Annotated in this window: 21 protein-coding genes and 1 pseudogene; 18 read left to right on the top strand and 4 right to left on the bottom strand. The window is 37.5% G+C overall.

What is annotated here, in order from left to right; translation table 11 throughout:
• Positions 1-23: 23 nt before the first annotated feature.
• Positions 24-1,757 (bottom strand): ABC transporter ATP-binding protein, encoded by a 1,734-nt coding sequence (locus CSE16_RS20085; protein WP_099425509.1) that lies wholly within the window; start codon positions 1,755-1,757, stop codon positions 24-26.
• Positions 1,754-3,496 (bottom strand): ABC transporter ATP-binding protein, encoded by a 1,743-nt coding sequence (locus tag CSE16_RS20080; RefSeq protein ID WP_099425508.1) that lies wholly within the window; start codon positions 3,494-3,496, stop codon positions 1,754-1,756. The genes CSE16_RS20085 and CSE16_RS20080 overlap by 4 nt, the downstream gene beginning before the upstream one ends.
• Positions 3,497-3,996: 500 nt before the next feature.
• Here CSE16_RS20080 and CSE16_RS20075 point away from each other — a divergent pair.
• The 6 genes and pseudogenes from CSE16_RS20075 (at position 3,997) to CSE16_RS20050 (ending at position 9,725) form a co-directional block, all read left to right on the top strand.
• Positions 3,997-4,597, top strand: a pseudogene (locus CSE16_RS20075) (LysE/ArgO family amino acid transporter).
• Positions 4,598-4,688: 91 nt separating this feature from the next.
• Complete coding sequence (locus tag CSE16_RS20070) at positions 4,689-5,162, top strand: fructose-2,6-bisphosphatase (RefSeq protein ID WP_099425507.1); 474 nt, start codon at positions 4,689-4,691, stop codon at positions 5,160-5,162.
• Between the two features lie 13 nt (positions 5,163-5,175).
• Positions 5,176-6,762 (top strand): amidohydrolase, encoded by a 1,587-nt coding sequence (locus tag CSE16_RS20065; protein ID WP_099425506.1) that lies wholly within the window; start codon positions 5,176-5,178, stop codon positions 6,760-6,762.
• 166 nt (positions 6,763-6,928) lie between these two features.
• On the top strand, positions 6,929-8,545 hold the full coding sequence (locus CSE16_RS20060) for a glutathione ABC transporter substrate-binding protein (RefSeq protein ID WP_099425505.1): 1,617 nt from the start codon (positions 6,929-6,931) through the stop codon (positions 8,543-8,545).
• 147 nt (positions 8,546-8,692) lie between these two features.
• The gene (locus CSE16_RS20055) at positions 8,693-9,196 is read left to right on the top strand and encodes a DNA-deoxyinosine glycosylase (RefSeq protein WP_099425504.1); all 504 of its coding nucleotides are present in this window, start codon (positions 8,693-8,695) and stop codon (positions 9,194-9,196) included.
• A gap of 58 nt (positions 9,197-9,254) precedes the next feature.
• On the top strand, positions 9,255-9,725 hold the full coding sequence (locus tag CSE16_RS20050) for a DinB family protein (RefSeq protein ID WP_099425503.1): 471 nt from the start codon (positions 9,255-9,257) through the stop codon (positions 9,723-9,725).
• 159 nt (positions 9,726-9,884) lie between these two features.
• On the opposite strand, the gene CSE16_RS20045 is transcribed toward CSE16_RS20050, so the two are convergent.
• Positions 9,885-10,655, bottom strand: coding sequence for a TSUP family transporter (locus tag CSE16_RS20045; RefSeq protein WP_099425502.1), 771 nt, complete (start codon positions 10,653-10,655; stop codon positions 9,885-9,887).
• Positions 10,656-10,865: 210 nt separating this feature from the next.
• Here CSE16_RS20045 and CSE16_RS20040 point away from each other — a divergent pair, with 210 nt between their 5' ends.
• From CSE16_RS20040 to CSE16_RS19985, 12 genes are all read left to right on the top strand, one after another.
• Positions 10,866-11,588: a YjjG family noncanonical pyrimidine nucleotidase gene (locus CSE16_RS20040; RefSeq protein ID WP_099425501.1), complete on the top strand. Its 723-nt coding sequence runs from the start codon at positions 10,866-10,868 to the stop codon at positions 11,586-11,588.
• 125 nt (positions 11,589-11,713) lie between these two features.
• The gene (locus CSE16_RS20035; RefSeq protein WP_099425500.1) at positions 11,714-12,385 is read left to right on the top strand and encodes a nuclease-related domain-containing protein; all 672 of its coding nucleotides are present in this window, start codon (positions 11,714-11,716) and stop codon (positions 12,383-12,385) included.
• A gap of 121 nt (positions 12,386-12,506) precedes the next feature.
• Positions 12,507-13,265, top strand: coding sequence for an SDR family oxidoreductase (locus CSE16_RS20030; protein WP_099425499.1), 759 nt, complete (start codon positions 12,507-12,509; stop codon positions 13,263-13,265).
• 186 nt (positions 13,266-13,451) lie between these two features.
• On the top strand, positions 13,452-14,333 hold the full coding sequence (locus CSE16_RS20025; protein ID WP_099425498.1) for a polysaccharide deacetylase family protein: 882 nt from the start codon (positions 13,452-13,454) through the stop codon (positions 14,331-14,333).
• A 124-nt stretch (positions 14,334-14,457) separates the two neighbouring features.
• On the top strand, positions 14,458-15,297 hold the full coding sequence (locus CSE16_RS20020) for a putative RNA methyltransferase (RefSeq protein ID WP_099425497.1): 840 nt from the start codon (positions 14,458-14,460) through the stop codon (positions 15,295-15,297).
• Between the two features lie 3 nt (positions 15,298-15,300).
• Entirely contained in the window at positions 15,301-16,188 is an 888-nt protein-coding gene (locus tag CSE16_RS20015; RefSeq protein WP_099425897.1) for an NAD-dependent epimerase/dehydratase family protein, read from the top strand.
• A gap of 66 nt (positions 16,189-16,254) precedes the next feature.
• Positions 16,255-16,848 (top strand): lysophospholipid acyltransferase family protein, encoded by a 594-nt coding sequence (locus CSE16_RS20010; RefSeq protein WP_099425496.1) that lies wholly within the window; start codon positions 16,255-16,257, stop codon positions 16,846-16,848.
• A 400-nt stretch (positions 16,849-17,248) separates the two neighbouring features.
• Complete coding sequence (locus CSE16_RS20005; RefSeq protein WP_099425495.1) at positions 17,249-17,968, top strand: YebC/PmpR family DNA-binding transcriptional regulator; 720 nt, start codon at positions 17,249-17,251, stop codon at positions 17,966-17,968.
• 386 nt (positions 17,969-18,354) lie between these two features.
• Positions 18,355-20,052, top strand: coding sequence for a M3 family oligoendopeptidase (locus CSE16_RS20000; RefSeq protein WP_099425494.1), 1,698 nt, complete (start codon positions 18,355-18,357; stop codon positions 20,050-20,052).
• Positions 20,053-20,166: 114 nt separating this feature from the next.
• Complete coding sequence (locus tag CSE16_RS19995; protein WP_099425493.1) at positions 20,167-21,246, top strand: AI-2E family transporter; 1,080 nt, start codon at positions 20,167-20,169, stop codon at positions 21,244-21,246.
• A gap of 222 nt (positions 21,247-21,468) precedes the next feature.
• Positions 21,469-21,930 carry a hypothetical protein gene (locus CSE16_RS19990; protein WP_099425896.1) on the top strand — a complete coding sequence of 154 codons (462 nt, stop codon included), beginning with the start codon at positions 21,469-21,471 and terminating at the stop codon, positions 21,928-21,930.
• 19 nt (positions 21,931-21,949) lie between these two features.
• Entirely contained in the window at positions 21,950-22,174 is a 225-nt protein-coding gene (locus CSE16_RS19985; RefSeq protein ID WP_099425492.1) for a hypothetical protein, read from the top strand.
• Between the two features lie 48 nt (positions 22,175-22,222).
• On the opposite strand, the gene CSE16_RS19980 is transcribed toward CSE16_RS19985, so the two are convergent.
• Positions 22,223-24,334, bottom strand: a complete 2,112-nt coding sequence (locus CSE16_RS19980; RefSeq protein WP_099425491.1) for an MMPL family transporter — start codon at positions 24,332-24,334, stop codon at positions 22,223-22,225.
• Positions 24,335-24,571: the final 237 nt, after the last annotated feature.

The following is a 24,571-nucleotide window of genomic DNA, read 5'->3' as shown; positions in this document are numbered from 1 at the left end:
AGTGAAAGTCTCAAAAATTTAATTTAAGCAAGTGCCCCAGATTGTAAACGATACATCAGCTCATATTTCCCACCTAATGCAACGAGTTCATCATGTGAACCTTGCTCAACAATTTCACCGCGGTCTAACACTAAAATCTTATCTGCATTTTTAATCGTTGAAAGTCGGTGTGCAATGATAAATGTTGTGCGTCCTTGCTTTAAAACGTCCATCGCATGCTGAATAATTTCCTCAGTTTCGGAGTCAATATTTGATGTCGCTTCATCCAAAATTAAAATTGCTGGATCAAAGGCAAGCGCACGTGCGAATGAAATAAGCTGACGCTGACCAGAAGAAAGCGTACTTCCTTTTTCAATAACTGGCTCATCTATGCCATGTTCTAGTTTTGCTAGAACACGATCTCCACCAACTGCAGCAAGTGCTTTTTCCACGGTTTCACGCGAGATACGTTCATCATTTAAGCTAACATTCGTTTCAATCGTACCTGTAAACAAGTAAGGGTCTTGTAAAACGATCCCCATATGCTGGCGAATTGCTTGACGAGGAAGCTTTGTAATATCCTGCCCGTCAATAATGATGCGACCTTTTTGTGGATCATAGAAGCGGAATAATAAATTCATAATCGAACTTTTTCCTGAACCTGTATGCCCAACGAGTGCAATTGTTTCCCCTTGTTTTGCCTCGAATTGGATGTTTTTTAATACGTATTCATCGTTTTTATAAGCGAATGAAACATTATCGAACACAACATTCCCTGTGTAGCGTTCAATACGTGTTTCACTTACATTTTCCCCGGGTTGCTCTAACAGCTCAAATACACGAGAACCAGCAACAAGTGAACGCTCTAGCTGTGAAAATTGGTTCACTAAGTTTGTGATGGGATTAAAAAGACGTGTAATGTAATCAACAAAAGCATATAGCGTTCCTGCAGAAACAGCTTCTGGTAACGTCATCGATTGTGTACCAAAGTAAAATACAAACACAGCAAACATCGCTAAACGTAAAATATTTACTAAGTTATGAGAAGTAGCCGAGTCTAGGACAAGTAATTTACGATGGTATTCGTAATGTTCATTGTTCATTTCATCAAACTCATGCTTCATTTGTTCCTCACGACGGAATGCTTGAATGATTGTCATGCCGTTAATCGATTCATTAATCATGGCATTAATATCCGCAATTTTTGTGCGGATAACATGATTGTATTGAGAGGCATATTTACGGTATAAAATCATCCATGCATACACAATCGGAATTAAAATAAGTGCAACAAGTGCCATTTTCCAGTTTAAGATAAACAGTGCCACATAAACCCCTGCAATAGTAATGAAGCTTGTAGCAAACTGGGAAAGTACTGTCACATAAAGATTACGAATTGCTTCTGTATCGTTCGTAACACGGGCAACAACTTTTCCAGCAGGCAAGTTGTCAAAGTACTCGATTGGAAGCTTTTGAATATGTCCAAAAACATCTTTACGCAATTGCTGTACGACACGGTTAGCCCCGCGCTGTAAGTAGATGTTCATAAAATAACGGAACACCGCTGTCATTACAGCAAGCAGGAAGAATACAGAAAGTAGCCAAATAATCGGTTCAGCCTGTAAGCTACCAGGCGCCATATAGTTGTCAATGATATATTTCGCAATGAACGGTCCCATGATATCCGCTACTACTGCAAGCGTTAATAAGATTAAACCGATTAGTATCGGTGATTTAAATTTTATAGCGTATAAATACAATCTTTTTGATGTACTCATTCGCTCACCTCCTCTAGCTGCTGGCGATCAAATTGCTCTTTATACCAACCACCTAAAGTAAGGAGCTGTTCATGTGTACCACGTTCTACAATCATGCCATCATCTAGCACAATTACCTCGTCGGCATGTTGAATACCTGAGAGACGGTGTGTTGAAATAATCGTCGTTTTACCAGCACGCTCTGTTTGAATATTTTCGATAATTTTTGATTCCGTTTTCGCATCAACAGCAGATAATGAATCATCTAAAATTAAGATTTCCGGATCTTTAATTAAGGCGCGAGCGATCGAAACACGCTGCTTTTGTCCGCCGGATAGGGAAACCCCTTTTTCACCAACAAGCGTTTCAATACCCATCGGTAAATTCGTTAAATCCTTTTTAAAGTCAGCAAGTCGGATTGCTTCATTAATTTCCTCAGATGTTGCATCTTCCTTACCAAACAATATATTTTCACGAATGGTACGTGAGAATAGTGTGTGATCTTGTGGAACATAGCCAATCCAGTCTAAAACTTGTTCTTTCGTCATATTCGAAATGTTCGTATCATTGATGATGATGTTTCCATCACCAAGGGGATACTCACGTAGTAATTGACGAATGAATGTCGTTTTACCCGCACCTGTTTTTCCGACAATGCCAAGCGTTTGCCCTTTTTTCAAGTTCAGTGAAATTTGCTGTAAATTTTTCATTTGAGATAGTGGATATTGGAATGTGAAGTTATCAAATCCAATTGAATTTGGGATCGCATATGATTTTGGCGATGCTGGATTTTGAACATCTGCCTCATACTCAAGCGTCTCTTGAACCCGGTCTAAAGAAGCACTCCCTTGCTGCATCACGTTAATAAGCTCACCAATTGCGAACATTGGCCATACCGCCAAACCTAAATAAACGTTAAATGAAACAAGCTGACCTACTGAAAGCTCCCCATGAGAAACTAGTACAGCCCCATAGCCAAGTGCAATGACATAACAAATACCTGTTCCGATTTTCGTGATCGGCATAAACATCCCGTTAATATAGGCAACGTGCATGTTTTTATTGAAAACATCCTCACTCATATCAGCGAAACGTTGTTCATCCTCTTTTTCTTGAACATAGGCACGAATAACACGTGTACCAGCAACAGATTCTAGAACATTATCGTTCATCTCACCAAATGCATGCTGTGCAGTCATATAACGTTCATGTACGATTTTCCCTAAATATTGAATGATGACGGCCATAATTGGAATTGGTAGCATCGCAAAAAATGTCAGCTTCCAAGAAATAAAGAAGCCCATTGCTAAAATAATAAGCCCCATAAAAACAGTGGAATCAATTAGTGTCATAATCCCGAAACCAGCTGTTAAAGTGACTGAGTTTAGATCATTTGTTGCTTTGGCCATTAAGTCACCCGTACGATTTTTTTCATAAAACGTAGGTGTCATATTTAAAAATTGTTGCATCAACCGTTTACGTAAGATTCGATCGAGTGTAATGGAGCCACCGAATAATTGATATTGCCATACATAGTTAAGTGCATAACTAATTAAAGCTGCCCCTAAGATAAATGCGATATATTTAGCTAAAAGTTCACTTGTCATTTCACCTTCTGTCATTGCATCGATTGCCTCACCTAAAATCCATGGAGGCAATACTTCGACTACACTCGCAATCATAAGTAAGGTGATAGCAATCGTATATTGCTTTCGGTATTGTTTGAAAAACCATTTTAATTTAAAAAGTACGCTAAACATGTTTTAACCTTCTCTCCCCGTAGTTGTAAATGTGCTACCCATCATCTGTTCGATCGTTTCTTAATAGTTTTCTTTGCATACAATTTTTCATAGCAGAGCCCTCCTAAAGTGTTTTTACACTAATGTAGCGTCGAGTAATTTGTTGAATCAATGATTTATCCAACAAAAAAGACACCAATCCGATTTTCCGAATAGGTGTCAAAACGAAAAAGGGCACAGGTAAGTCCATACCTGTGCTACCTTCTGATTACGCGCTTATGCATAACATAATAAGTAGTTTTGGCTTGGACGATATGAAATTGTATAGTTGTGTTGCGAGTTAACAATTACTGTATTCATCATCGTCATAGCCTCCTTTTCCTTTTTACATTATTTAGTGTCCCTTAATATTAGTTGAATGGATTATAACTGTCAATATTTTTTGAAAATATTTTATATTCTGTTTGTATTGTGTTTTACTTTTTATTTTTCTAACATTGTTTTTGAGAGGGGTGAATTTCTTGGAACCAATATTTCATGGAATTATTTTAGCATTTGGATTAATTTTGCCGTGGTGTACAAAATGTGTTTGTTTTTACGCAAGGTGTGATGCAGCCAACGCTTTTACGCGCGTTACCAGCAGCGATTACAGCCGCCATTAGTGATACAATTTTAATTGTGTTAGCAAGTCTAGGTGTATCTTTAATTGTGCTGCAATTCGAATGGTTACGTCTTATTTTATTAATTGGAGGTATTTTATTTCTAGGCTATATAGGATTTATTATTTGGCGTTCTGATCCAGCAAAGATTGAAAATCAGCAGGCGATGCCGATAAAAAAACAAGTACTTTTTGCATTGTCCGTGTCATTACTAAATCCACATGCATTACTTGATACAATCGGTGTGATTGGTACGAATGCTGTGAAATATAGTGGAAATGAACAATGGCTATTTATTTTGGCCTGTGTGCTCGTTTCATGGCTATGGTTTTTGGGTTTAATGTCCACAGGGGCGCTACTAAAAAAGATGAAAATTTCTATGACTGTTTTTGCCTTATTTAATAAAATTTCTGCGCTATTTATTTGGGGAACAGCGATTTATCTTTTAAGTGGCATATTTTAAAGAGGACAGTAATGTTCACGTATTTGAAAAAGTATGATGAATTCGCTATGGTTATTAATAGAAAATTAAATAACAAAAGGAGTTGGATAGTATGAAAAAGTTAGTAATGCTAATGATGGTCATGTTGTTATTGGTGGCTTGCGGAACGGAATCATCGGAGCCAAAAGATAACACACAAGGAAGTGCTAAAGATAAAACAATTGTATTATACAAATCGGATGCTAATGCCGAGTTTACGATGCCGTTTGAAGAAAAATATCCGAGTAAAGATAAAGATTTGGTGAAATTTATATTTGATAAAGTGAATGAGCATGAAGTCGCGCTTATTGATTACAAATTTGAACAAGATAATAAAAGTTTAGTATTAAATTTAGGTGATGATATTTACACAATTCAAGGCTCAGCAGGGGCAAGTATGTTTGTAGAGACATTAGTCAAATCTTATTTTGAAAACTTCCCAAAATTACAGGAAGTCACATTTATTCATAAAGGCTCATACGAATCGATTTTGGATCACATGATGATCGGCGAACCGTATAATCGAGAAAACTTCAAAATGGAGTAAGGGGACTAAGGAAATGAACCAACTTTGGACAAATGGCATCATTTATACAATGGAAAGTGAATTTTCAACAGTAGAGGCGGTCCTTGTAGAAGAAGGTGAAATTCGAGCTGTGGGAACATTTGAAGCATTGAAAAATCAAGCGGATGAAGTTATTGATCTACATGGTGCAACGATGTATCCAGGTTTTGTGGATAGCCATTTGCATATGATAGCCCATGGTGAAAAGCTACAACGTCTCGATTTATCACAGGCAACATCCGCCGAGCAAATACTAGCACTCGTAAGTGAAGCTGCAAAAACACTAGAAGCAGGACAATGGCTATTGGGTGAAGGCTGGAATGAAAATAATTTTTATGATGGGCTTATTCCTACAAAAGAAGAGCTAGATAAAATTTCAAAAGTTCCGATACTATTGACGCGTGTCTGTCATCATGTTGTGCTAGCGAATTCAACTGCTTTAGCTGCCGGCCATATAACAGCGCAAACAAGTGATCCCCTTGGTGGTAAAATTGGACGTCATGCGGATGGGAATTTAAATGGTTTACTGTATGAACTTGCGATTAATATAATAACGGATGCGATACCAAAAGAAGGAGAAGCTTATATAAACTCCTTGGAAACAGCATTGTATCAAGCGGTGGACAATATGCTTTCTCACGGATTGACGGGTGGACATACCGAGGAAATGAGCTACTTTGGTCCCTATACAAACCCATTAACCGCGTATCAGCGCGTCATAGGAAATGTGCAAAACTTCCGTGTTCATCTACTTCGTCATCATAATGTGTTCCAAGAAATGATGGATGCGTATGAAGATGTTCAAGAGTCTTTTGTAGAACTAGGTGCAATGAAAATTTTTGCAGATGGATCTTTTGGTGGTTCGACAGCGGCGTTGCTATCACCCTATGCAAATGATGAAAATAGTAAAGGGATGCTCATTCATACAGATGAACAAATGGAGCAACTTATTAAGCTTGCTCGAGACCATCAGGAAGCTGTTGCGATTCATATGATTGGAGATGCGGGTGTAGAGCAAGTTCTTGCATTGTTAGAAAAGCACCCGGTATTTCCTGGGAAACGTGATCGACTCATTCACTGTTGTTTAGTCACACCAGAACAAATCGAACGAATGAAAAAGTTACCAGTTATTTTAGACTTGCAACCAGCGTTTGTGCCTTCTGATTTTCCGTGGGTGTTAGAAAAAATTGGTTCACAACGCACGTCCTTAGCTTATGCTTGGAAGACATTTATAGATGAAGGTCTTATGTGTGCTGCGGGAACTGATGCGCCGATTGAAGCGATTAGCCCGATGGAAACAATTTATGCTGCCGTAGAGCGTAAAAAATCGGGTGATACCCATGATGGATATATTCCCGAAGAAAAAGTATCGCGCTTTGAGGCAGTAAAAATGTATACAGTAGGCAGTGCGCAAGCTATTTGTAAGGAGCATAAGCGCGGCCAAATTAAAGTGGGTTATGACGCGGATTTCACTATTTTTGACCGCGATTTATTTGCAGGTACGACAGAAGATATGCGGCAAGCCAAAGCATTAAAAACCGTAGTAGCGGGTAATGTTGTCTTTAATAGAAACACAAATTAATAGAAGGTTAATCACAACTTTATTTTATACAGTAAGGTTGTGTTTTTTTAATATTAAAACAAAGTAAGTCTATACAAATTATGTGAAAATAATATTGTAATGCTTAGAATAAATAGGTAAAATATAAAAAACTGAAAATTCAGTTTTAAAAAGGGGGAATGAGAGAATGAAGCTAAATCGTATAGGCATGCTATTATTTATGGTTGTATTCGTTTTAATGTTGGCTGCATGTAACGATGATAAGGATGACACTAAAACAGGGGAAAAATCGGATTCAAGTGTCCAAACTGATACAAATGTTGACGAAACTGTCGAATCAGGCGGCGAGTTAATTGTAGAAGTATTATCAGAAGCAGTTGAGTTAGATCCACATGGCTCGAATGACGTTCCTTCTAATAATGTTCAGCGTAACATCTTTGAAACACTAGTTATTCGTAATTTTGAAACAGGTGATATTGAGCCGTTGTTGGCAGAATCTTGGGAGTACATTGATGAATTAACTTTACAGTTAAAGCTTCGTCAAGGTGTAAAATTTCATGATGGAACAGATTTTAATGCTTCAGCAGTAAAAGCGAACTTAGATCGAATTCTTGATCCAAACATCGCATCTCCTCGCCTTTCAAACTTTGAACCAATTAAAGAGATTGTAATAATAGATGATTACACTGTGCAAATTAAAACAGAAAAGCCATATGGTCCATTATTGTTCACATTAACACACCCAGGTGGAAATATGATGAGCCCAGCAGTTATTGAAGAAGACTACAAGCGTATGGAAAGCGGCGGAGAAGCTCGCGCATACGGAAATGAAAATCCAATCGGAACAGGTTTTGTGAAATTAGATAAGTGGATTCCGGGTCAAGAAATTCGTTTAGTGAAAAACACAGAATATTGGGGCGAGCAAGTAGCCTATGATTCGGTTGTATTCAAAACAGTTCCTGAAAGTCAAACACGTGCAGCAGATTTAGAGGCTGGCTATGCACATATTATTGACCCAGTACAGCCAACTGAAGTACCACTTGTAGAAGGCTTTGCAAATATGATTAATCAACCTTCTGTATCTATTTCATATTTAGGTTTTAATACAGAAAAAGCACCATTTGATAATGCAAAAGTTCGACAAGCTATTTCAAAAGCTTTAGATCGTAAATCTATTATTGATGGTGTTTACGATGGCTTCGGTGTTGCAGCATTTGGTCCATTATCTCCAATGGTTTGGGGCTATACAGAAGATGTGACACACCAAGATACTAATATCGAAGAAGCGAAAAAGTTATTAGAAGAAGCAGGCTTTAAAGATGGCTTCAAAACAACAATTTGGACAAATGACAATCCTCAACGTCAACAAATTGCGATTATATTACAAGAAACATTAAAGCAATTAAAAATTGACGTTTCCATTGAGGTAATGGAGTGGGGTGCATATTTAGAAAAAACATCTAAAGGCGATCATGATATGTTCATGCTTGGCTGGGCACCGTCAACTGGGGATGCAGATGGCGCGCTTTATCCATTATTCCATTCATCGGACATCGGTAATAACAACCGTACACGTTACTCAAATCCAGAGCTAGATAAGCTATTGGAAGCAGGACGGGTGGAAACAGATGATACAAAACGTGAGTCAATTTATAAAGAGGCACAAGAAATTATTAATGCAGAAGCACCAGCTGCATTTGTTCACCATCAAGCTTATTTAACAGGCTACAGTAAAAATGTTTCTGGTTTCTCTGTGGATGCTACGGGAATTTATCAGTTGCACAAAGTGAAAATTTCAAAATAATAATTCCAAAAGCTGTTTTTCATCAGCCCATAGAAAATGCTATCTTGATTTCGATCAAAGATAGCATTTTTTCACGATACAGCCGATTAACTGAAAAATCGATGTGCAATTTTTGTATACTAAATGTATTAGAAAGGAAATGATTCGATGCAGCCCATAGAAAATGTATTACCACCCATTGTTAATCAGCAGACGAAAATACTAATTGTGGGCTCTATGCCTAGCCAGCAGTCTTTAGAAAAACAACAGTACTACGGCAATCCACGCAATCATTTTTGGCCAATAATCGGGGAAATTTTGAAAGTAGTCATTCCTAAAGATTATGATCAGCGCATTCAATTGCTATGTAAGCATCACATAGGTTTATGGGATTCAATTCAAAGCTGCGAACGTAAAGGGAGCTTAGATGCTACGATCAAAAATGAAATACCTAATAATTTTGAATTGCTCTTTTCGCAGTATCCGCAAATCGAACTTATCTTATTTAATGGTGGTAAATCTTTTGATGTTTATAGAAAACGAGTTGGACTTGCGACCTTAAATGGGCGTGCGTATGAAAAAATGCCATCAACAAGTCCGATTCCAGGAAAGAATATTAAAACATTCGAGCAAAAAATAATGATATGGAAGAGCATGGAGCCATATTTATAGCGAAATTAATTGGATTTCGCTATGATTAGAATATTCAATATTGAGGGAGATGATATGTTTGTATCGTAACACAGAAGACTTTATTTCAGATTGGAACGCATCAGCAAAAGGCACGTTAAAGGTAATGCAGGCAATTCCAAATGACAAAATGGATGTTGCCATTGTAGATGGGCATAATTCACTTGGTTGGTTATCTTGGCATTTAGTAGGGGTAGCGGGTGCATTTGGTCATTTTGCAGGACTACAAATTCCAGCACCAGGACCAAATATGAAGCAGCCAGAGACAATGGCTGAGATTATTGAAGCCTATGAAAAAGTTATGGAAGCATACAAAGTTGAGGTTAGCGCATTAACAGCAGAACAGCTTGTGGAAGAAGTTTCAGCGTTTGGTGGGATGATGAAACGTGGACAACTACTACGAGTATTAGTTGATCACCAAACACATCACCGTGGACAAATGACGGTTTTACTTCGCCAATCGGGATTAACAGTACCTCCAGTTATGGGCCCAACTCAAGAAATGCAATAATTATTATGGAACTCCAGGCTAAATTGGCCCGGGGTTTTTGTTTATAGTTTAGTAGAAATTGATTTTGCCTAAACGAGCAGTAAAACTCCCACTTCAATTCAAGCAAGTGTGGGTGGGAGTTTAACTTGCATGTCGCGGATGTAAATATAGGAAGCTAGATTATTTTAAAAAATAATTATATGCATTTTTTATAAGGAGCGTTACAGTAACAACGATAAACAGGATACGTACATAGCCGCTTCCTCGTCGAATCGCAAATTGGGAACCTACAATGGCCCCTGCAATTTGCGCTGCTCCCATAATAAAACCAGCGGCATAATTAATTTGTCCGAGGCTAATAAACATTAAAAGAGCCCCTATATTACTGCCAAAGTTTAATAACTTGGCATTTCCGGCAGCCTTTAGGAAATCATAGCCTACGATTAAAAAAGCAAAAATTAAAAAAGTACCTGTACCTGGACCTAAAAAGCCATCATAAAATCCGATGAGGGTAATAACGATCAAAAATAAAATAAACTTTGTTTTTGAGAGTTTCTTTACCGCTGATATATTGCCCCAATCTTTTTTGAAAATAGTAAAAATAGCAACCGAAGCTAACATAATAAGCATCAATGGCTTGAGTAAATTGGGATCAAGTAAATGAACGATCCATGCCCCAATCATTGCACCGAAAAATGTGAGTGGGAAAAACTTGATGACGGATTTAATATCGAGTTTTCCCGAGCGATAAAATGAAATGGTACTTGTTAAAGAACCCATCGTACCTGCCAGTTTATTCGTTGCGACCGCGGCAGAAGGACTCATTCCAGTGAATAGTAAGGCAGGTAAGGAAATAAGCCCGCCGCCGCCAACAACTGAATCAATAAATGCAGCAAGAAAGCCAAAGCAAATTAAAATAATGATAAGCTGTGGATCTAATTCAAACCCCATATGTAATACCTTCTTTCTATGTAATCCATTGCACCTTAGAGTAATTGATATTATTCTAATATAGAATGTTTGCTAGAGTTCCACTAAGTGAAGATAAAGAAATGCTATCTGAAATATAGAATAAAGTAAATAGAAACAGTGCAAATAGTTGAACGATTTAAAAAATAAGATAACTTTAATAAGTTAGATGATTGGAAATGGAGATATAAAATGAAACAATATGAATTTTTATTATTTGATTTAGATGATACATTGCTCGACTTTAATGCGGCGGAACAAATCGCTTTACCGAAATTGTTTGAAGCACATCAATTCCCACTTACAGAGGAAGTTCGCCAAGTGTATAAAGGAATTAATGCAGAGCTTTGGCAGGCACTTGAAGAGGGACAAATTACGCGAGAAGAATTAATGGAAATTCGATTTGCGAAAACGTTTGAGTATTTCGGAGAAAAGGTAGACGGTCGTGCGTTAGATGCAGAGTTCCGTAGCTATTTAACAGAAAGTAAAGTGTTTGTTGAAGGTGCGTTTGAATTGATTCAATCCATTGCACCGAATTATGAGCTATATATTACATCCAATGGTAGTTCAGATACTCAAGTAAAACGTATGCAAGTAACGGGGCTTGCACCGTACTTTAAACAAGTGTTTGTCTCGGAGGATACAGGCTATCAAAAGCCGATGAAACCATTTTTCGATTATGTTTTTGAACGCATTCCACAATTTGATTCTGCGAAAACGATGATCATTGGAGATTCTTATAGCGCGGATATTATAGGTGGAGCAGGGGCGGGAATTGATACATGCTGGTTGAACCCTACACGTAAAGAGGCGCATGCTATGATTCAACCAACTTATGTGATTGATACACTATCACAATTATATCCAATATTAGAAGGGGCAAACTCTCTACAAAAAATTACGGGAAAACAGTGACTTTTTGATTGTCTCACAAGATTTATTTGTCAAATGACCGAGAGAATGTAGTCCATAGGAGCATAGTAAAGGGTTAAGATATTTGATAAACTAATGGATAACTATGCATATAAGGAGTGAGCACGATGACGTTACTTTTTATGGTCGTACTTATTGCTATTTTAGGCTTTTTTGCGATGAAGACTTATCAACATGACAATACAACCTTTTATAAATTGACGGGTTATTCCTATTTAGATGTGTGGACAAATAAAAAAGTTCGTACATCACATAAGCTTGTAGGGATATTGGATGAAGTGAAAGGTCCACATAAAATAGTAGTAAATGTACAACTTCCTACAAATGAAGCATTACAACCAATTGATGCTGTGTTTATTCATGAAACGGGTATTTATGTAATCAATATACTAGAAATGTCCGGTTGGATTAATGGGCGTGAACAAGATCTTCAGTGGACGCAACTACTACATAAAGATAAATCAAAATTGTTTAATAATCCGGTACATGAAACGAAAAGATTAAACTTTGCTTTACGGGATTATTTAGCTGAAGTGAATGAAGAAGTATTTGAATCACTCGTTTTATTTTCAAATGATTGCTCTTTCCAAAATATCGAGCTCTTTTCTGAGAATGTAGACGTGATTAAATCGTCGGCCATTAAAAAGTGGACGAAAAACTTGCAACAGCAGCGTTTAAGTGAAACGGACATTCAAACAATTTATTCTGCTTTAGAAGGCATGATGCAAGTGAAAAATAACGCACCAAAAGTAAAGAAAACCGTTCTTTCTTCAAATTAAATTTAGCGTAACCAAGTAGATTATAAATAATTTACTTGGTTTTTTTGTGTAAAAAAGGAATTTTTATGATAAATGTTTAATAGAGGGAATTAGTAAGCATTTCTTTGAGGAGGTTTTTTTCGTGAGGTTACAAGATAAAGTTGCCGTTGTAACGGGTGCTGCATCAGGAATGGGAAAAGCAATTGCCATTCTGTTTGCGAAAGAGGGAGCAAAAGTAGTTGTATCGGATTTAACACTTGAAGGGGCGGGCAATACAGTTGCTGAAATTACAGCTTTTGGTGGAGTAGCAACAGCTGTAACCGCTAATGTAGCGATAGAAGCGGATATTCATAAGCTAATTAAAGCCGCACAAAACAGCTATGGTACATTAGATATTTTAGTGAATAATGCCGGTATTATGGATGACTTCTCTCCAGTTGGTGATATAAAAGATGAACTATGGGATAGAGTTTTTGATGTGAATGTAAAAGGGGTAATGCGTGCTACCCGCCAAGCGATGCCAATTTTCCTTGAAAAAGGCGCAGGGACAATTATTAATATTGCCTCTGTTGGTGGTTTATATGGATCACGTGCTGGAGCAGCTTATACAGCAGCTAAGCATGCAGTTGTTGGATTAACGAAAAATACCGCTTTTCAATATGCAACGGAAGGTATTAAATGTAATGCGATTGCACCTGGAGGCGTGAATACAAATATTAGTGCAAGCTTCCAAAATCCTAATGAGCACGGAGTATCACGTGCGATGGCGGGTGCTAATTTTAATCCAAGAAATGGCGAGCCAGAAGATATTGCTCGTGTCGCGTTATTTTTAGCGTCGGCTGATTCTGATTTTGTAAATGGTGTTGTCATTACAGCAGATGCTGGGTGGACAGCGTATTAAAATGTTTTTTTGCTAAACAAATATGTAAGAAGAAAATCGATAAATGAAGGGTGTCATTTTGATAGAAAATCAAGATGGCATCCTTTATTTTATAGGATGTTGGTAAAACATAATTTTTTTTGCTCTATTATCAACTTTTTGACCTCTTGATACGTCTAATGGGTAATACATATTCGGAGGTCAAAAATGAGTAAAAAAATTGGGGCATTTGTTGCGATGCTCGGATTAATGTTTGTAGTTTTTCTACAAATAGACATAGAAGCAAGCCCGCAACCGCAGGGAAATGCACTAAATCTCACACATCCAAGCTTAACCCAACAGCTTGCATTTCTCGCATTTTTAAACGACTCAGCAGATACTATTGATGCGAAACAAATAGCAATCCGTCAAAGTGAAGTAGCACGGATTCCCTTCTATGAGCTGAAGGAATATCGCAACCCAACTGATGTTATCGAAAAAAAGGAAATGGAAGAGCCGCAAAAAAATCCAGATGAAGTTGATCGTGAAAAGAAGAAAATAGCGCTGACATTTGATGATGGCCCTCATCCAGAAGTGACGGAGCAAATATTAGCAGTGCTTCTTCAGTATGATATAAAGGCAACCTTTTTTGTACTCGGACAAAATGTTGAAAAACACCCACAAGTCGTAAGTCGAGCGGCAGAACAAGGTCATGAAATAGCCAACCATTCCTGGAGCCATGCCAATTTTACGAAGCTCTCAGATGAACAAATTACAGAAGAGCTAACTAAAACGAATGAAGCAATTTACAAAGTAACAGGAAAATATCCGAACATGTATCGCCCACCATATGGAGCGACTAATGCTAGTGTGCGCAGCCAAACATCAATGGAAGCCGTCATGTGGAGTGTTGATACAATGGATTGGAAACATCGTACACCAGAGAAAACCGTTGCTTACGTAAAAGAGCAAGCAAAAGACAACGGAATTATATTAATGCATGATATTCATAGTGAAACGGCGGAGTCTTTAGATGCGGTCATTAACTATTTAATCAATCAAGATTATGAATTTGTAACAGCGAGTGAAATAGTAGAATTACAAACATAGTTAATAGCCATCACTTACGGTCCTTCAAGACAATTTATAAGTGATGGTTTTTTTCGTTTGAATTTTTGGTAATGTCCAGGATTATGGTACGATAAAATCGAACAAGTATTAAGGAGAATTTATCATGGGTCTATTATCAAAACGAGAATTAACGATTCAACAAATTAATCAACAAATTCAACTATTTGCCTGTCCTATTTGTAAACAACAAATGGCGATGAGTAAAGAAGGAAAAATGAGTTGCCCAAATAATCATTCATTTGATGTAGCAAAGCAAGGATATATTAACTTATTGCATCGCCCAGTCAATTCGATGTATAGCAAAGCGCTTTTTGATTCACGCCATGCAGTCATTGAAAGTGGATTGTATAATATGGTACAAAAAGCCCTTGCTGAGGAAATTACAGCGCCTACCCCAATTATTTTGGATACGGGTTGCGGGGAAGGCTCTCACCTACATCGAATTTGTCAGCAGCTTGAACAGGCAACAGGTGTCGGCATTGATATCGCAAAAGAAGGCATTATGGCAGCGGGGAAATACTATACAGATGAAATATGGTGTGTTGGTGATTTAGCAAATAGCCCTTACAACGCACAGTCGTTCGATGCCATTTTAAATATCCTCTCACCAGCAAATTATGAGGAGTTTAAACGGCTCTTAAAGCCAGGTGGTAAAGTACTTAAAATTGTCCCACAGAAAAATTACTTAAAAGAATTGCGTATGCAAGCTTTTGCGGATTCTACGAAAGAAAGCTATACGAATGAACAAACGGTCGCTCGCTTTAAGGAAAGCTTTGCAAATACTGTAGTCAAAAGAATTACGTATACGATGCCCTTAAAAGAAGAGCTTGTATCCAAATTGCTTGAAATGACACCAATGGGCTGGCATATTGAACAGAAAGAGAATATTCAGCTTAATGAAATTACGATTGATTTCGATTTATTAATTGGCATGGGGGAATAGATGATGAAAAAGATTTTAGTACTCGGTGGCACACGATTTTTTGGTAAGAAATTAGTGGAGGAATTATTGAAACAAAATCATCAAGTAACGATTGTGACGAGAGGTGTTTCTAAAAACCCATTTGGTGACAAGGTCGAGCATTTGCAAGTAGATCGCCAAGATGAAGATGCGTTCAAAGCTGCTGTAGCAGGTCGCCACTTTGATGTTGTTTACGATAATATTTGCTATTCACCGAATGAAGCGAAGGCATTTTGTAATATATTTAACGGCTCGATTGGCAAGCTCGTATTTACTTCGACACTTTCGACGTATGAAGCAAATGGAAAGCCGCATGCTGAAGGGGATTTTGATCCGTATCACTATGAAATCGTTATGGGAGATACAGCAGACTTTACTTATGGGGAAGGCAAGCGATTAGCAGAGGCTGTTTTTTATAAACATGCAAAATTCCCTGTTGCAGCTGTACGTTTCCCGATTGTCATGGGGGAAGATGATTATACGAGACGCCTACATTTCCATATTGAGCGTATTGTAAATAATGAACCAATTGGCTTTGTGAATATGGATGCTGAAATGTCATTTATTCAAGCGTCCGAAGCAGCAAAATTTTTAGCTTGGGTTGGATTGAATGATATAGAAGGACCAATCAATGCAACGGCGAATGGGAGCATTTCATTAAAACGATTAATTGAACTCATTGAAGAAACAACAGGCGAACGTGCGAAAATAGCGCTGCTTGGAACAGAAGAAATTCGTTCTCCATATGCGATTCCTGCAACATGGTATATGACAACGGAAAAAGCACAGCAAGCCGGTTTCACATTTAGCGAGTTAAAGGATTGGCTCCCTACTTTAGTAGATGCGATTGTAAAGACGACGCCAAAAAAGTAGACATTGTATTAAAGGTCATTTTTCGCTTACAATAGTGGGAGAATAAATATAAGGTAGGATTCGAACGTGTATAAATTTATCGCAAGTATTATCAAAGCAATTTTAGGTGTCAATGGAGCAAAAGCTAAAGTTTATGGCCTTGAAAATGTACCAAAAGAAGGCGGATTTGTTATTGCCTGTACACATAATGGCTATATTGATATATGTAATTTAGGAATATCAGTATTGCCTCGTGAAATTCATTTTATGGCAAAAAAGCAGCTTTTCGATATTAAAGGGTTAGGCTGGCTCATTACAAAGTTAAATGCTTTTCCGGTAGATCGTGAAAATCCAGGTCCAAGTGTTATTAAAGTACCGCGCCAGTTAATTAAGGACGGTAAGATTGTAGGTATTTTCCCGAGTGGCACACGTAGCTCAGAAAATACGGAATTAAAAGCGGGCGCAGTGACGATTGCACAGCTTGCAAAAGCACAAATTGTCCCAGCAGCTTACATTGGTCCGAAAAATGTGAAAGCAGTATTTAAGCGTGAAAAGGGCTATCTCGTTTACGGGAAACCATTTTCTGTTGAAGGTGGTAAAGAAGGACGTGAAGAATCAATCCGTCATTTAGAAGCTGAGCTAGAACGTTTAACTAATGAATTAAAAGCCAAACATGCATGAGCACTCTCAATTTAGAGAGTGTTTTTTCTTATGATTAATACGAATATCCCATTCACCATAAAAGTTGGAATTTTCTGTTGAACGTAGATAAATTTTTGCGTAGTAATTTATCTTTTTTTACTCTTTATGTATAATAATAAGTATAAATAATATTTTACCTTGCTTCAGCAGAAGTCTTCTTCCACAATAAGTGTGGGATGATTGCAATATGCACTAAATTCGGTAGGGGTTCAAACTCCAGCTGAATCAAGTTAATGCCTCGGTGGTTGTCATAGATTTTTAAGGGGAGCTTTTCGAGCGTGCTCGAAAAATCTGGACGCAATTACGCCAAGGCGTAGTTGGTTAACTGTTTTCAAAAAGGGAAACGTTACTTTATATATTAAGGAAGAGAGTGAATAATGTGGGCCGTAAATGGAATAACATTAAAGAAAAAAAAGCAGGTAAAGACGCAGCAACAAGTCGTATCAACGCTAAATTTGGTCGCGAAATTTATGTAGCAGCAAAATCGGGTGAGCCAAATCCAGAATCAAACCGCGCACTAAAAACAGTATTAGAGCGTGCAAAAACGTATTCTGTACCGAAACATATTATTGAAAAAGCGATTGATAAAGCAAAAGGTGGCGGCGAAGAGCAATTTGACGAGCTGCGTTATGAAGGCTTTGGTGTAGGCGGTACAATGGTAATCGTTGATGCATTAACGAATAACGTTAACCGTACAGCTTCTGAAGTACGCGCGGCATTCGGTAAAAACGGAGGAAATATGGGTGTCAGTGGTTCTGCAGCTCATATGTTCCAAGCAACAGCTGTATTTGGAGTAGAAGGTAAATCAGAAGATGAGGTACTAGAAATCTTAATGGAAGCCGATTTAGATGCGCGCGATATTATAGATGAAGAAGGTACGATTATTGTGTATACAGAGCCGGATCAATTCCATGCAACACAAGAAGCCTTTAAAGCAGCGGGTGTGGAAGAATTCGCCGTTGCTGAATTGACAATGTTACCAATGACAGAAGTAGAATTAGCGGGCGATGACTTAACAAAATTTGAAAAAATGGTCGATGCGTTAGAAGAGTTAGAAGATGTGCAACGTGTTTACCACAACGCCGATTTAGGCGAATAAGAAAATACTCCTAAAAATCCGGAAGTGTATTTACATGCTTCTGGATTTTTTTTTAGATATTACATTTTCAATCACGGTTGAGCAATAACATAAGTCTCGGAAAAGTGTAGTGTGATTTTTTATATAGTTTTGTAAATATAACTAAGATATACTAATTTGTAATTTGTCAAATTAATAGAAAAATTCAGCTTCCGTAGGGAAAAATCTATTGTATTGCAAATGATACATACTAGAGGGGAATAATACAGTTTCGATAGGATGAGGGGTGGAAGGATGGCGATTCACCTTGTAGGATAAAGTTATACAAGAAAATATTTGCAATTATTAGATTAATAATGAATAATTAAGGTGATTTCGGATTCCGAATAAATTAATGGGGTGACATGATGAATACATTTGAAAATTTTGAATATAAACGTCCAAATCTGGATGAGATGAAAAAGGATTCAGCGGCGTTAATCGAACAGTTTAAAGCGGCATCAACAGTAGAAGAACAAAGCGTAGTGATTGAAAACTTTAATAACATGCGAAACGGATTTTCAACGATGGCAAATCTTGTTTATATTCGCGCGTCGGTTGATACGAACGATGCTTTTTATCAAGCAGAACGAGATTTTTTTGACGAGGTAAGCCCCGTAGCAGAGGAGCTAACTTTTAACTATTATACGGAACTAGTAAAATCACCATTTCGCGAGCAGTTAGAAGAGAAATGGGGCACGCAATTATTTGCACTAGCTGAAAATTTATTAAAAGGTTTCTCGCCAGAAGTGATCGAGCTATTACAAAAGGAAAACAAATTAACTTCTGAATATAGCAAGCTTGTGGCCTCTGCGCAAATTGAATTTGATGGGCAAACATTAACGCTGGCACAGTTAGGGCCTTACGGAGAATCAACAGATCGCAGTATGCGTAAAGCTGCACGTGAAGCAAGCGCGGACTACTTTGCAGGCAATAAAGAGCAGTTTGACTCAATTTACGATCAATTAGTAAAGCTACGTCACGAAATTGCGACAAAGCTAGGCTTTAAAAACTATGTGGAATTAGGTTACGTGAACATGAATCGTATTGATTATGATGCAAGCATGGTAGCCAATTTCCGAGAGCAAGTGCGCCAATTCATTGTGCCAATTGCTACGAAGCTATACGAGCGTCAAGCAGAGCGTATTGGAGTAGATGACTTTAAGTTTTACGATGAAGGCTTATCATTTTTAACAGGGAATGCTACGCCTCAAGGGGATGCAGACTGGATTGTAGCGAATGGTAAAAAGATGTATGAGGAACTTTCGAATGAAACAGGGGAATTTTTCAACTTTATGATTGACCATGATTTAATGGATTTAGTTGCGAAAAAAGGAAAAGAAGGTGGCGGTTATTGTACATTTATCGAGGATTATAAAGCGCCTTATATTTTCTCAAACTTCAACGGAACATCTGGAGATATCGATGTTTTAACACATGAAGCTGGGCATGCTTTCCAGGTATATTCAAGCCGTGATATTGGCATTCCAGAATATTTATGGCCAACGTATGAGTCTTGTGAAATTCATTCAATGAGTATGGAATTTTTCACATGGCCGTGGATGGAATTATTCTTTGAGCATCAAACAGAAAAATATAAATTCACGCATTTAAGTAGCGGCTTATTATTTTTACCTTATGGGGTTGCGGTGGATGAATTCCAACATGTTGTTTATGAACATCCAGAAATGACACCAGCAGAGCGTAATGCGGCATGGAAAGAAATTGAACAGAAGTATTTACCGCATCGTAAATATGATAGCCATGCGTATTTAGAATCGGGTGCTATGTGGCAACGTCAGCAGCATATTTACAATAGCCCATTCTATTATATTGATTACACATTAGCGCAAATTTGTGCCTTCCAATTTTGGAAACGTTCACGTGAAGATTTTGATGCCGCATGGAAAGATTATGCGAATTTATGCAGCCTAGGTGGTTCACAATCATTTACAGGTCTTGTACGTGAAGCGGGATTGATCTCACCATTTGAAGAGGGCTGTGTAGAATCAGTTATTGAAACAATTGAAGACTATTTAAATTCGGTAGACGATAAAAAATTATAAAAATAAAGAGTCCGCTCAAATTATTTGAGCGGATTTTTGTAATTCGTCCCACTTTGTGGCATTCTTAGACATAACTACCTAAGAAGAATTTAGTGAAAGGGAGAAAGTGAGATTATGACGAGAAAATTATGGTTCCAAGTGGGCGTTGGGATACTCATTATGCTATTAATTGTAAAATACTTCATTGAAATCCATCCCATTTTTAATCCAATTATCATTATATTTAAGACGATTTTAATTCCGCTACTGCTCGGTGGTGTACTTTACTATGTGACAGAACCATTGCAAAGATTTTTAGAAAAACGAGGGATGCCGAGGTGGGGAAGTTTAACGACGATTGTTCTCCTTCTAATTGGCGTATTAACAGGGCTATTATTATTAGTTGGCACACCCGTTGCGGACCAAGTAAATAATCTTGTAGAAAATGCACCAACGATTGCTTATCAAACAGAAGAGGCAATCAATTATGTATTAAATAATTGGGAATACCTACCACCTCAAATTGGGGAGTTTGTAGAAACGATTACGAGCTCCATTCAAAATATTGCGGTTGTGAGTAGTAAATATCTTGTGACGATTGTAAGCGGTGCGGTTTCAGCGACGTTTACATTAATATTAGTACCGTTCTTCTTTATTTTTATGTTGAAGGATCATGAGAAGTTTGCGCCACAAATTTATAATGTGTTTTCGGGTGAGCGTCGTACATGGTTAAAAAAGCTATTGGAAGATATTGATAAAGTATTAAGAAGTTATGTACAAGGACAAGTACTCGTTAGTTTTTTGCTCGCTTTAATGATGTTCATTGGATACCTCATTATTGATTTAGAGTATTCCATATTACTCGCGATTTTTTCATTTTTCATGAATATGATTCCGTTTATTGGTCCATGGATATCGCTTGTACCAGCTGTTATTGTGGCGCTCATTCAGGATCCGATGTTGGTCGTATGGGTAAGTGTTATTACATTAATTGCTCAGCAAGTTGAAAGCAATTTAATTACCCCGAATATTATGGGGAAATCATTGGATATTCATCCGCTAACGGTTATTTCTTTAGTGCTTGCTGCGGGAAATATTGCGGGCTTTATTGGGATTTTAGTAGCCATTCCGACGTATGCAGTCATTAAAGTTATCGTGCAAAATATTTATCACGAGCGTAAAAAGATTAAAGAAGCAGCAACAAAAACTGTGTAATTTCTTCCAGAGGGAGTGTAAATATCCGCTGAAAGAAATTAAGCCTCCGGCGGATGTCACGGATTCGACTTTGTGCTTGCACAAAGCCGAATCCGGACACAATTATGCCAAGGCATAATTGATAAATGTGGAGCCTGTGTGACAAACGTGGGCTTCTCTTTTTTATTTACGACGAACACGTTATACTTAATAATTGAGAATGAAACATTAAAGGAGCAAACAATGCTAACATTTGAACAAAAGCAAGCCATCATCGAAACATTTCCAACGCTAACGAAAAAAGAAATTTCGTTAAAGCGTTTAAATTATCACTTTGAAGCAAGTTTATATGAAAAATCTATAGTGGTAGAGAAGCTTCACCCGAACGGCAACGGTTTTGTCTTTATCGGGGATTTATTGAAATACGAAAAGGAAGCCAATGACAAAGGACTTGTGAATATTCGTGATTATAGTGAGGCGGCATTACGCGCAATTCTTACAGACGCAATTGACTATTTATCAGAGGAAATCGATGATTCGCCAGTTATTGAAATTTGGGCTTCTCGTGAAGGAACGAAACTAGAGCTGGAATTTAATAATCGTTCATGGAATATTTATCATCAGCGCAATTTGGAAGAATCATTTGGAACGCGTGAGGATGCGGTAGCCTATTTACGTGAAGAGGGATTCCGTCCTTCAAAATAAAAAAGTGAGGGGATAAAGTATGGCACAAGCAGAAACATCAAAAGAAGTTTCAGGTAAAAAAATGGCGACCGTTATTATCGGGACAATTATTATTGCATCGGTTGTTATTGTAATCGTCATTCTAGCTTTTTATATGTTATGGGAACCAAAGAAAAAAATAGAAAAGCAAGACGATGAAACAAAAGAGCCAAGCTATACAAAATCAGCTATCCACCATTATGAGCAGCTAATTAAAATTAGTTAACGTAAAAGGCAGAAATGTTGTTCAATCAACGTTTCTGCCTTTTGTTCGTTATTTCTTATTTTTCGTAAATGGTAGCCACCAGTTCCAGTCGCCAAATAGTTTCATAAAGCTTGGTACGAGCATGAGACGGATAATGGTTGCATCAATCGCAACGGCAATGGCAATTCCGACACCAATTTGCTTAACCGGCATAACATCTGTGAAAGCAAATGCGCCTGTAATAACAATCATAATTAACGCTGCAGACGTAATAATTTTACTCGTTGAAACAAGTCCGTCCACTGTTGCTTTTGTATTGCTAGAGCCTTTTAAATATTCTTCTTGAATACGCGAAATTAAGAAAACTTCATAGTCCATACTTAGTCCAAATACGAGACAAAATACGATTACGGGAATGATGAGTACAATCGTTCCTTCTGATAAGCCAAAATGACCGTATTGGAAAATGTATACGAGAAGTCCAAATGTAGAGCCAAGTCCAATAATGTTCATAATGATGGCCTTCAATGGAATTAAAATGGAACGGAAAGCAAACAGTAAAATAATAAATGTAGAAGTAATAATGATTGTTAAAGCAAGAATAATTTTATTTGAAATTTCATCAAAGATTTCTTGACTGAACTTCGAATGCCCCGCTATCCCAATTTCCACACCTACATCCTTTTTAGACCATTCGCGGACAAATTGCTGCGCCTCTGAGGAGGCACCGTCCGCTGTTAAATAAGCAACTAAATACATTTTATTATGCTGGACAAATTTTTCAGCGATTGGATCCAGTGCGCCCGGTGCCTGTGGATTACTATTGGCCATTTCCCACATATCAACTGAATCCATATTCGCGACTGTAAACATTGAAGTGACACTTTTTACAAGTGGATCCGCGAGCAATTTTTCTTGAATTTCAAAAATCTTTTCACGACCTTCAGTAGAATCCCAATCGGAATCGTTTTCAGCTAGTAAAAAAACGGGTGTTTCAGAGCCTATGCCAAATTGTTTATTTAGTGTGTCATATGTTTGTCTTGCATCATACGAGGCTGGCAAGGAATCCGTTGAAGGAATCGTTAAATCAATATCTTTAATTGGTACCATCGCGATGCCTAAAAGTCCAATAGCTACAAAAATAATAAGCACGGGACGTTTCATAACAAATGCCGCAAAGCTTTGCCAACGGGAAGTAGTTGATTTAATGCGCAAAATTTGACCCTTGTTTAGTCGGTCACCTATCAAGACAATGCTTGCTGGCAGTAAAGTTAAACCAGATAGCACAGCTAAAAATACGACAATTGTGCCTCCGAGTGCGATGTTTTGGAAAATTTCTACTTCAATGACGACCATTGCACCTAGGCCAATCATGACACAGAGCGCGGAAAAGATAATGGAGCGTCCAGCTGTTTGAATAGCCGTTTGTACGGATTGAACGACTGAAAAATTCACACGTTCTTCACGATAGCGGTTAATGAATAGTAAGGCAAAATCAATGGAAAGTGCCAAACCAAGCATCGGTACAATATTCAATACAAAAATGGAAAGATTAAACGTATCGCCTAATAATGTAAGTATGCCAAGTGCAATGATTACCGTAGCCCCACCAATAAAAATCGGTAAAAGTGAAGCAACAACCGTACCAAATGCAAGTAGTAAAACAATTAATGCGATCGGAATGCCTATTGCTTCGGCCTTAATTAAATCATTTTGGCTGGCTACATTAATGTCTTTTGAAATGACAGGCTCCCCGGTAATGGAAATTCCCTTTTCATCGCCAATAACGGTACGAATCTCGTCAATAATTGGGAAGTAATCGTCAATCGTATTATCAAATTCGAGCAATGCATAGGCATAGCTGTCTTGATTAAGTTCCTCCACTCCGATTGGAGAGGTTATCGATTGCATTTGATCAATTTTCTCAAGCTTTTGTAACATACTTTCGATTTCTGCATCTGTTTTATTTTTAAATAGCACAAAGATTGTTTTAGCAGGGATATCGAATGTTTCTGAAAGCTCTTCGGTCACACGAATATGTTCATCATCTACAAAAAAGCCATCACCTTGCAATTTAGTAGGAAGTTGAATGGCAAAGTAAATCATTATCATAAAGAAAAGAATCCAAATGACTATAATTGGCTTTGCAAATTTCGTGATGAAATGTGCGAGTTGCTTCATAAATATTCCGCCTTTCTATTTCTCATACTACTAGTGTAATAGATTTTAAGTGGGAATGTAAAAATTGATGTAAATTATTTCAAAAGAACAAGATAGTAATAACAGATTCTTTCCGAAAATGGATGTTATGAAGTATAACAGTAATAGAGAGAGTAGAAAAATTTTGTGGATTTTTGAAAAATAAAAAAACATTCCGAATGGAGATTTTTCGGAATGTTTTTTATATAGGGCTCAATA

It is taken from the genome of Solibacillus sp. R5-41 (assembly GCF_002736105.1).
Classification (GTDB): domain Bacteria; phylum Bacillota; class Bacilli; order Bacillales_A; family Planococcaceae; genus Solibacillus.
This window is presented reverse-complemented; position numbering and strand designations above follow the sequence as displayed.

Coding starts and splice junctions, on each gene's coding strand:
- CSE16_RS20085 (WP_099425509.1), bottom strand. CDS start 1,757: ATGAGTACATCAAAAAGATTGTATTTATACGCTATAAAATTTAAATCA.
- CSE16_RS20080 (WP_099425508.1), bottom strand. CDS start 3,496: ATGTTTAGCGTACTTTTTAAATTAAAATGGTTTTTCAAACAATACCGA.
- CSE16_RS20070 (WP_099425507.1), top strand. CDS start 4,689: ATGAAAAAGTTAGTAATGCTAATGATGGTCATGTTGTTATTGGTGGCT.
- CSE16_RS20065 (WP_099425506.1), top strand. CDS start 5,176: ATGAACCAACTTTGGACAAATGGCATCATTTATACAATGGAAAGTGAA.
- CSE16_RS20060 (WP_099425505.1), top strand. CDS start 6,929: ATGAAGCTAAATCGTATAGGCATGCTATTATTTATGGTTGTATTCGTT.
- CSE16_RS20055 (WP_099425504.1), top strand. CDS start 8,693: ATGCAGCCCATAGAAAATGTATTACCACCCATTGTTAATCAGCAGACG.
- CSE16_RS20045 (WP_099425502.1), bottom strand. CDS start 10,655: ATGGGGTTTGAATTAGATCCACAGCTTATCATTATTTTAATTTGCTTT.
- CSE16_RS20040 (WP_099425501.1), top strand. CDS start 10,866: ATGAAACAATATGAATTTTTATTATTTGATTTAGATGATACATTGCTC.
- CSE16_RS20035 (WP_099425500.1), top strand. CDS start 11,714: ATGACGTTACTTTTTATGGTCGTACTTATTGCTATTTTAGGCTTTTTT.
- CSE16_RS20025 (WP_099425498.1), top strand. CDS start 13,452: ATGAGTAAAAAAATTGGGGCATTTGTTGCGATGCTCGGATTAATGTTT.
- CSE16_RS20020 (WP_099425497.1), top strand. CDS start 14,458: ATGGGTCTATTATCAAAACGAGAATTAACGATTCAACAAATTAATCAA.
- CSE16_RS20015 (WP_099425897.1), top strand. CDS start 15,301: ATGAAAAAGATTTTAGTACTCGGTGGCACACGATTTTTTGGTAAGAAA.
- CSE16_RS20000 (WP_099425494.1), top strand. CDS start 18,355: ATGAATACATTTGAAAATTTTGAATATAAACGTCCAAATCTGGATGAG.
- CSE16_RS19995 (WP_099425493.1), top strand. CDS start 20,167: ATGACGAGAAAATTATGGTTCCAAGTGGGCGTTGGGATACTCATTATG.
- CSE16_RS19990 (WP_099425896.1), top strand. CDS start 21,469: ATGCTAACATTTGAACAAAAGCAAGCCATCATCGAAACATTTCCAACG.
- CSE16_RS19985 (WP_099425492.1), top strand. CDS start 21,950: ATGGCACAAGCAGAAACATCAAAAGAAGTTTCAGGTAAAAAAATGGCG.
- CSE16_RS19980 (WP_099425491.1), bottom strand. CDS start 24,334: ATGAAGCAACTCGCACATTTCATCACGAAATTTGCAAAGCCAATTATA.